9 protein-coding genes are annotated in these 9,192 nt (G+C 37.9%); 4 read left to right on the top strand and 5 right to left on the bottom strand.

All coding sequences use genetic code 11. From position 1 onward, the window contains the following. The 3 genes from ACP6PK_RS00195 to psbM form a co-directional block, all read left to right on the top strand. The coding region (locus ACP6PK_RS00195; protein WP_426556732.1) for a TolC family protein at positions 1-1,952 on the top strand (1,952 nt) is incomplete at its 5' end. Positions 1,953-3,281: 1,329 nt separating this feature from the next. After that, positions 3,282-3,587: a 2Fe-2S iron-sulfur cluster-binding protein gene (locus tag ACP6PK_RS00190; RefSeq protein ID WP_094672640.1), complete on the top strand. Its 306-nt coding sequence runs from the start codon at positions 3,282-3,284 to the stop codon at positions 3,585-3,587. Positions 3,588-3,796: 209 nt separating this feature from the next. Next, positions 3,797-3,901: a photosystem II reaction center protein PsbM gene (gene psbM, locus ACP6PK_RS00185; protein ID WP_094672641.1), complete on the top strand. Its 105-nt coding sequence runs from the start codon at positions 3,797-3,799 to the stop codon at positions 3,899-3,901. Positions 3,902-4,378: 477 nt separating this feature from the next. On the opposite strand, the gene ACP6PK_RS00180 is transcribed toward psbM, so the two are convergent. Then, on the bottom strand, positions 4,379-5,224 hold the full coding sequence (locus ACP6PK_RS00180; RefSeq protein WP_426556730.1) for a universal stress protein: 846 nt from the start codon (positions 5,222-5,224) through the stop codon (positions 4,379-4,381). Positions 5,225-5,329: 105 nt separating this feature from the next. On the opposite strand from ACP6PK_RS00180, the gene ACP6PK_RS00175 reads away from it, so the two are divergent. Continuing rightward, the gene (locus tag ACP6PK_RS00175) at positions 5,330-5,815 is read left to right on the top strand and encodes an acyl-CoA thioesterase (protein WP_426556728.1); all 486 of its coding nucleotides are present in this window, start codon (positions 5,330-5,332) and stop codon (positions 5,813-5,815) included. Positions 5,816-6,588: 773 nt separating this feature from the next. Here the strand turns inward: ACP6PK_RS00175 and ACP6PK_RS00170 are convergent. From ACP6PK_RS00170 to ACP6PK_RS00155, 4 genes are all read right to left on the bottom strand, one after another. Next, positions 6,589-6,720 (bottom strand): KGK domain-containing protein, encoded by a 132-nt coding sequence (locus tag ACP6PK_RS00170; protein WP_256386605.1) that lies wholly within the window; start codon positions 6,718-6,720, stop codon positions 6,589-6,591. Between the two features lie 89 nt (positions 6,721-6,809). Continuing rightward, positions 6,810-6,959 carry a hypothetical protein gene (locus ACP6PK_RS00165; protein ID WP_168186541.1) on the bottom strand — a complete coding sequence of 50 codons (150 nt, stop codon included), beginning with the start codon at positions 6,957-6,959 and terminating at the stop codon, positions 6,810-6,812. Positions 6,960-7,029: 70 nt separating this feature from the next. After that, entirely contained in the window at positions 7,030-7,791 is a 762-nt protein-coding gene (locus tag ACP6PK_RS00160; RefSeq protein WP_426556726.1) for a YebC/PmpR family DNA-binding transcriptional regulator, read from the bottom strand. A 437-nt stretch (positions 7,792-8,228) separates the two neighbouring features. Beyond that, on the bottom strand, positions 8,229-8,876 hold the full coding sequence (locus tag ACP6PK_RS00155) for a histidine phosphatase family protein (protein ID WP_426556724.1): 648 nt from the start codon (positions 8,874-8,876) through the stop codon (positions 8,229-8,231). Positions 8,877-9,192 lie beyond the last annotated feature (316 nt).

Here is a 9,192-nt window from a genome sequence, read left to right as displayed (position 1 = left end):
ATCCAGATTCGTCAAAATTAGCAGATGTCGGCAAATCTAATTCCAGTTTATTAGACTTGCTAGAGTCAAAATCAAAAACAGAAAATTATCAAATTGAAACAGCAAAAATCCAGACAAACTTAAAGCCATCAACACCAGAAAATCAGAATCAACAAAACGAAAGAAATCCAATCCTAGGAAATTCTTACCAAGTGATGACCAGTATAAATCGCGCTCCTGTAATGGCAACAATAAATGATTTATCCCAAATTGAAACCCAGGCATCCGCACTAAATAATCCTCAAAAACGTAACAATTATCCAATTAAATTACCAGGGATAACCAATCAAAGTCTAGTATCAACCATTCAACGACCACCTACTTTTGGCAATACTTCAAAACAGCAAAATTCTGTTCAGATAATGACAGGTTTAAATCCCACTTCAACTATGAATACTGTTCCTAATTTAGCCAGGGTTGAAAATCAAAAACATTCATCAAATAATAGTAGCTTAATTATTGCTCAACAAAATAGTGAAAGTTTTCCTCCACCAGTGCCAAATGGAACCTTACAAACTAATCCACCCCCTCAAATAGAACCAAATTCTAACCCACTAAACTATCCCATTTCTCCTGATGAAGTACAGATAAAAGAAACAATACCAATTACTTTAGAGCAAGCTATTGATTTAGCCAGACGCAATAACCCAGAAATCCAAGTTTCTCAACTAGAAGTTGAGAGGACTAAAGCTTCTCTGCGACAGGCTCAAGCTGCTTTGTGGCCTAGTCTAACCTTTGACTCAACTATAGAACGTATTGAAAGTGCTATTGGTGATTTGCAGGCACAAGCTCAACAACGGGTAGCTGAAGTAACAGGAGCAGACCAGTTCATAGACACTGATATTCAAAATTTCCCTGTCACAACTTTTACCAATACATTTCAATTTGATTATGACCTTGGTCTTGGTAAAGCTCGTTCTTCCAGGATTGGAGTTGCTAGGGAACAAATGCGTCTACGGGAGTTAGAACTAGAGAGGGTTTCAGAACAATTGCGCTTGGATGTATCTAATGATTACTATAATTTACAACAATCAGATGGGCGGGTCAGAATTGGAGAAGCTGCTGTTAAAAATGCTCGTAAAAGTTTGGAAGATGCGGAAGCTTTAGAAAGAGCAGGAGTAGGAACCAGATTTGATGTATTGCAAGCTCAGGTAACATTGTCAAATGAACAACAAAACCTGACAAATGCACTTAGAGATCAACGTACTTCCCAACGTCGTTTAGCAGAAAGATTAAGTGCCAATGAATTGATTAATTTGACGGCTGCCGATCCAATTGAGCCAGCAGGGTCTTGGCTTTTGTCTTTGGATGAAACCATTGTGGCAGCTTTTCAGAACCGAGCCGAGTTAGAACAGCAGTTGGTGCAAAGAGACTTAAGTGATGAGCAGCGCAAACTAGCTCTTTCATCAGTCAGACCAAACTTAAATTTCTTTGCTACCTACAATGTTTTGGCATTAACAACTGAGAACCAAAGTTGGCGAGCAGCTAGGGGTTGGGCTGATGGCAGTACAATAGGATTAAGGTTCAGATGGAATTTCTTTGATGGTGGTGCAGCAAGGGCATCTGCTAGACAAAGTATAATAGATGGGCAGATTGCCGAAACTAGGTTTGAGCAAGTTAGAAATCAGATTCGTCGGGAAGTTGAGGAAGCTTTCTTTGGTTTGGAAGCTAGCTTTGAAAATATTTCTACTGCTGAGTTGGGTGTGGAACAGGCAAAGGAAGCTTTACGTTTGGCAAGATTACGATTTCAAGCTGGTGTGGGAACTCAGTTAGAAGTTATTCAACAGGAAACAGATTTAACTAGGGCTGAGGATAATTTGTTAACTGCGATTATTGACTATAATCGGTCTTTGTCAGAACTACAACGATCTGTAAGTAATCTTCCTGGTGGGAATTTGTCAGATACTCCCTGAACTGGGAGTGTGGGGACTGTGCAGACTTTGGGGAGATGGGGAGAGCAAAATTACGGAAAAGCCTCTAATTAGGGTTTGCGCTCAAAAGTCTTTTTTAAGGAGTAGGGGAGTAGAGGAGTTTAGGAGAGTAATTTTTTAGCTCAACTATGCGCCCAAAATCCTAACTTTTTGATTTTTCGGGAACCGTGCATAAAGCAGCTCAAAACTAGGAACTTTTTCCAGACCTAACAATGCTAAAACCTTTATCTGTCAATACTTTGATCCCACCTTCCGCACGTCAAGTTGTAGCACTAGAGTATTATAATAATCTGGTAGCTTAGTAGGTATTTATACTGTACGAATTATCTTTATTTAACTTTCTCCTGAGTCAAATTCTCAGGAAAATATTAAGCATAAATACTTAATTAATTGTTTGCTGTTATTGACTATTATGATTTTTTTTTGACTCCTGACTCCTGTACGGGCGTTAACGATAGTTATGCGAAGCTAAGGGCCGTTTCGCTGCGCGACATTAAACGCCCCTACGACTCCTGAGGACTGATTTCATACTACATTTTGACGTGCGGAATGTAGGTTTGATATTTATTCAGCCAACCCTAATTAAATCAGGACTGACACAAAGGTACTATATCTAGAGTTCAAAAACTATAACGTTATAGTTTTTGAACTCTAGATATAGCGCTTCCCGTTGCCCGTGAGGTACAAAATTTTAGGTTTGAGGGAACACTTAACTGGTATGGAGGGAACAGGTATGGAGGGAATAGGGAATAGAAAAGAATAAAAACAACTGTACCTCATAGCTTCGGAAACTGCTGTATGTTGTCTCTGCGTAAGTTTTATAAATATGCTTACTCTCGGAAAATATCAATTTAATGACAAATACATAATTTATGTCTTTTGTCAATTTTTATTAGCTAGCCCTAATTAGGCTTTGCTGAAAAAGTCTTATGGGTAAGGGTAGGAGTCAATCCACCCCTAACCCCTCCGGTGGAGGGGAAGTCAGGAGAAGTGGGAATTATAGAGGAGACAGGAGAAAGAATAGTAAGAGTGATTTTTCTGCCATAATCTACGCAAAATGCTAACTTTTTCCGCTTTATCAAGCAAAAAGCTGGTACTTTTTCCATAACGAAAATTGCTCAAACCAATATCTGTCAATGCTTTGATATTTAATCAGCAGAGCAATAATTATTTTTGATTATCATCTCCCCCACTCCCCGACTCCCCGACTCCCCCACTATTTTCCCTACAGCAAGGTTGTGTAAACCAGGGCAGTAAGTTAAAGTCCTTAATATTAGTTAACTTTTTATTACGATAAATTAATAATTCATCATGGCCAATATTAAGTTTGAAAACGAAAATCAAGAAGTAATTGCTGCGGATGGAGCCAACTTAAGGCTCAAAGCTTTAGAAAATCGCATTGACATTTATACCTTTACAGCCAAAATGATGAATTGTGGAGGTTATGGACAATGCGGTACTTGCGTAGTAGAAATTGTTGAAGGTATAGAAAATCTTTCACCTCGTACTCCCGTGGAAGAAAAAAAGTTGAAAAAGAGGCCCCCCAATTGTAGATTAGCTTGTCAGACCCTAGTTAATGGTCCTGTGGTTGTCAAAACAAAACCAAAACGCAAATAATGATATTCTTATTTTGTTCTGTTTAACTAGCTATCAGCTATTAGCTATCAGCTTTTAGAGCTAGGGGTTAAAATCCCTAGAACTCCAAGGGCCAGATGCTTGAGTCGGAGTTCAAATCTCCTTTCCTAATGGAATACTCCGCAAACGAGGGCATCTCAAAAAAATCTGCTGATTGCTGAGTGCTTTTTTTAAATTAAAGGTGGGTAATCATGGAAGTTAATAATTTAGGGTTTGTAGCAACCATTTTGTTCATATTTGTGCCAGCAGTTTTCTTAATCATTTTGTATATTCAAACTGGCAACAACGAAAGCTAAAAATTTAGCAGTTTACAAAAAAAGTAGGAGCGGAATTTTTATGTTACGCTCCTACTTTATTAATTATTGCTTTGCTGATTAAATCTCAAAGCATTGATAGATAAAGGTAAGTGCCTTTTTTTTAGGTCTGGAAAAAGTACCTAGTTTTCAGCTCTTTATGCACGGTTCCCGAAAAATCAAAAAGTTAGGACTTTGGGCGCATAGTTGAGCAAAAAAAATTACTCCCCTACACTCCCCGACTCCCCGACTCCCCGACTCCCCGACTCCCCGACTCCTCTACTCCCCGACTCCTCTACTCGCCCGCTCCTCTACTCCTTAAAAAAGACTTTTGAGCGCAAACCCTAATTTTTATTTTCCAGGGGAAATATCTAAATCAGAATTTACACCAAGGTACTATATATAGAGTATAAAAACTATAACGTTATAGTTTTTATACTCTATATACATGGTTCATGCGTAAGTCCTATAAATCATACTTTAACGGACTAACAATACAGGACAATTAGCATAAACCCTTACATAGTCTGATGCAGAATCTCCTAAGAGTCTATCAAGGTCTATCAGACTCTTAGCACTTGATGGACGGCGATCAGGAGAACCCACTATTAATAGATCCACATTCAATTCCTGGGAGATTTTACAAATTTCCGGCCCAGGCTTACCACTGCCACTCACACAGCGATATTTTTGAATACCCTTTCTTTTCGCTTCTTTTAAAGCTTCGACTATAACAGGATCTTTTTCGGCATCAGCAGTATAATCTTGACTTGATTTTCCACTTATATCCTTCTTCAAATGACTCAAAATTAATTCCGCCCCAGGAATTTGATTCACGAAGGAAATGCCCATGTTTAGAGAATTTTTCCCTTCTTCTGATGAGTCTAGAGCAACCATCACCCGCCTAATTTTTTTGACATAGACATCATCTTTGACCAGTAGCATTGGATGGGAAGTTAACTGGAAAACATATTGACTAACTGAATTTTCCAAAATGGCTTGCAGTTTCCCTAATCCCCGGGAACCCATAATAATTAGCTCAGATTCTTCTTCATCAGCTACTTGACAAACAATATCTTTAGGGTCTCCTTGCTTGAGTCGAGGATTGACTTTTTTTGGATCTACCTTTAAAGAGTCCACGGCCTCTGCCAGAATTTTTCCACCTTCCTCTAACTTGGCGGACATACCTTCTGAACTTACTTGAGGGGGTACAACGTGCAATACAGTCACAGATGCTGCCTGAAAATAGGGAATTTCTATCAACATATTGAACATCTGTTCACATAATCCCCGACCAGCAACAGCTACCAAAATTTTGTTTATCATATCTTAAGTTAAGCGAATCAGATAATAATAGTCTTTCAAACTAGCATAAATCCCTAATGGCAATGGTAAGTTTTAGAAATGTAGAGTTTTAGAAATTTTTGTAAAGTGGCCTCATCAGAACAATCTCAACCTCAGTTACCTACCAGTGCAATTGAAAGTCAGTCCATTCAAAAACCGGAAGTCTGGTTTGAATATGTAGTTCGGGTCCATCCACATCATACAGACTATGCTGGTATTGTTTGGCATGGAACTTATATTTCCTGGATGGAGGAGGCGCGAGTCGAAAGTTTGCGTTCCATTGGTATTGAATTTGCTGAGTTGGTTAACCTTGGTTGTGATTTACCAGTAGTCGAACTTTCGGTAAGGTATCATAAACCCGTGAAGTTGGGTATGGTAGTTGTAGTGAAGACCCGGATGGCAAATAGTGAAGGGGTGAGGTTGGATTGGGATTACCAAATTCAATCTTTGGATGGTAAAGAATTGTATGTTACTGCGAAAGTGACATTAGTAACTGTTGACAAAGAAAAAGGCAAAATTATGCGTCGTTTACCTCCAGCAGTGGAAGCAATTTTGACCAAGCTTTCGACATAATTTTTGTTATTAACTATTATGTCTGAATTTACTATAGTTAATTAATTATAACAGGTAGGTAGGGTTGGAGAAAAAAACTGTAATATAGAATCCGGGTAATTAGTTATCGTACCACTTAGGAGTCAGGATTCGTAGGGGCGTTTCATGTCGCTCCGCGAAACGGCCGTTAGCTTCGCATAACTATCGTTAACGCCCCTACAGGAGTCAGGATAAAGAAAGTATTTGAATAGTATGAATTTTTCAATTCGTATTCAATACAACATCTGTCAGTTGAGAAAGTAATTTTGCAATTACTGTATAACCGGATTTTATATAACAGGACTTACGCAGAGGTACTATATATAGAGTAAAAAAACTATAACGTTCTAGTTTTGAACACTATATACATGGTCTTTGCGTAAGTCCTATGTAGTATCATTTCTCAACAACTTTTCTATATTTACTTGAGCAAGGGAGTAGGGAAGTGGGGGAGAAGTAAAAGTAAGAATAATGAACGTTAAATCACCTTAAATTAGCACAAAGGTGATTTAGCCTGTATTAATTACTTAATAGCTGAAGTGTTACCCAAGTATAGCATTAATGCATGGGAATTGGTATAACTGAAGCTTATTTCCAGGAGCAACACAACTCTAAACATAATATTTGTTAGGTTATCTCTAAAGGGAGAAAGTTATATTTCTTCAACCAAACCTAAAAATACTAAATTATTTAGCAAATTATTCTTGAGCAATTAGAGTTTTTAGACTATACGAACTTTGCCCTTCATTGAATTATTATAAGTTTTGATAATTATCTCTCTGTCGAATATCATCTAAAGGAGATTCATCGGTATTAGGTTCATCTGGACAAAATTCTACAATAACTCTAACTCTCATTTTTCCCTTTTGCCAACCATCACTTCCTATTCTTAATAATTAACAATCTACACCATCACCAAACCATTGATATTCACCCCTACTTCTAGTATTAGAATTATAATACTGGGTCTTAATTTCTACACCCCTTCGTTTACTGGTTTTTGCAATAAGCTTTTAATCACATCAGACATAACTTTTCTAATTTGATTTACTTTAAATATTCCTGAAGCAAATGAATATACATCATCTTCACGGTTATTTTCTAAATATCTATGATTATTATTCATCTAAAATAAGATACTTTTATTAAACGATAATTCCCAGACAAATTGCCTGGGAAAGAATTGTATATCTAATCTAAACTAAAACACTAGAAACAAGCTCATTTGCTATATCAAAATTAGCCGTAACATTCTGGACATCATCAAGGTCATCAAGAGCATTCATTAACTTGAGCAGCGATCGAGCTTGGTCCGCATCAGTAACCTCAACAGTATTACTAGAAATCCACCTAAACTCTACCTCACTTACATCAAAGCCTTTTTCTCGTAATACCTGACTGAGATTTTCCAAATTAGTAGTTTCAGTAAATACCTCTGCACCCTGAAAATCATCTTCCGAAATTACTTCATAATATTCTGCTTCCCCTTCCACAGATGCTTCCAATAACTCATCCTCATTAATAGAACCTTTAATAGTCATCACACCTTTTTGGTCAAACATCCAACTAACACAACCAGTCTCACCTAAATTACCACCATTTTTAGTAAACGCACTTCTCAGGTCTGCTGCTGTACGGTTACGGTTATCAGTCAGTGCTTCAATTAAAATAGCTATACCTCCCACACCATAACCCTCATAACGAATCTCCTCCAGTTGACTTCCATCATTTAACTGACCCGAACCTTTAGCGATCGCCCGCTCAATATTATCATTAGGAATACCTGCCTCCTTCGCCTTCTCTATCGCCGTGCGTAACTGAAAATTACCAGCGGGGTCAGCACCACTACGAGCAGCAACAATAATTTGGCGAGATACTTTAGCGAAAACTTTCCCTTTAACAGCATCAACTCTTGCTTTTTGGCGTTTAATATTTGCCCACTTACTATGTCCTGCCATAAAATCAAATTAAAAAATACATCCTCACTTCAGCAATTTTGATAACTATATAACAGGCAAAAAAACATATTAAATAGTTACCAGATTGTTATACAATAATATATTTGTGTTTTTTCTTTTTTCCTTTAAAACCAACTCGTTATACCAAGTACCAAAAGTAATGCTATACGAATTGTGATACTTCAATTATTAAGTAATTAACACTGTCTGAATAACTTCTTTAATAATTATTCACCAGCAGCCTAATTAATTATTTTTATTTTTACTTCTCCCCCACTCCCTCACTCCCCCACTCCCTCACTCCCCTACTCCCTCACTCCCTCACTCCCCCACTCCCTCACTCCCCTACTCCCCCACTCCCTCACTCCCTCACTCCCCCACTCCCTCACTCCCCCACTCCCTCACTCCCCTACTCCACCAACTGGGTTGACACTTGCTTAAACAAACCTGACAGTAGTTTCTCTATTATCTAGATGAGAAGTATCCCCATTTAATTCCATTACCCATTGTTCTTCTTGAGGGACAATTTTGACTAAACAACAAAGAGAAGCTTTAACTTCATTCTCAGCAATTTCACCAACTAATCCAGCAGCAGTACCAATAACTGAAGCACCATGTCCTATCAATAAAATATTTTCTGTGGGAAACTGTGCCACCAAACGCTGAGAAACTTCTCCACTTCTCTTCATACAAGCTTCCCATGTTTCGGGATATTGGGGAGTACCTTCATTGTAAGAAAGGTCTATTCTGCTATAAGTTTTGGCCATAGTTTCTAAAGATAGAGTTTCTGGGATAGCAGGCATCCATTCTGGATTCAACCATTCACATAGACTCCAATCTAATTTGATGGGTAAATCAAGGACTTCTGCTACTTCATTGGCAGTTTGGACAGTTCGCAGAAAAGGAGAGGCAAAAATCTGGGTGATATTTTCCCCAATTAAACGCTTTGCTAGTTGTTGTGCTTGAAGGATACCATCATCTGAAAGATGGGGGTCGTATGGTCTTTGCGCAGTATTAAACCATTCAGGGTTAACAAAGTCGATGCGGTTTCCGTGCCTTGCTATCCAGACTGTTTGTTGGGACATAAATTCATCTGTTGCAGATTGCCACCTTAATATATAGCAATTAGGACATCCCATAGAACTGAATTTCCAGTACAGTGGCCATAAATCTCCTGTCCCTTTCCCAAAAGTTCATCAAATTACTGACTATCTTTACTGAATCTTGACAGAAAATTACGGAAATATCTGTTAGTATATGAAATATAGATAAATCAAAGAAATTAAGTCTTCACGGAATTATATTTAATTATTTATTGTATTGGTTTGTGTGTTGTAATTTAGCTGAGGCTTCCTCTAGAAGAGGGAGCTATTTTTTTTGGTCTCTAACTATTATAATTTG

Source organism: Dapis hubbardiae BLCC-M172 (assembly GCF_050016015.1).
Lineage (GTDB): Bacteria > Cyanobacteriota > Cyanobacteriia > Cyanobacteriales > Microcoleaceae > Trichodesmium.
This window is presented reverse-complemented; position numbering and strand designations above follow the sequence as displayed.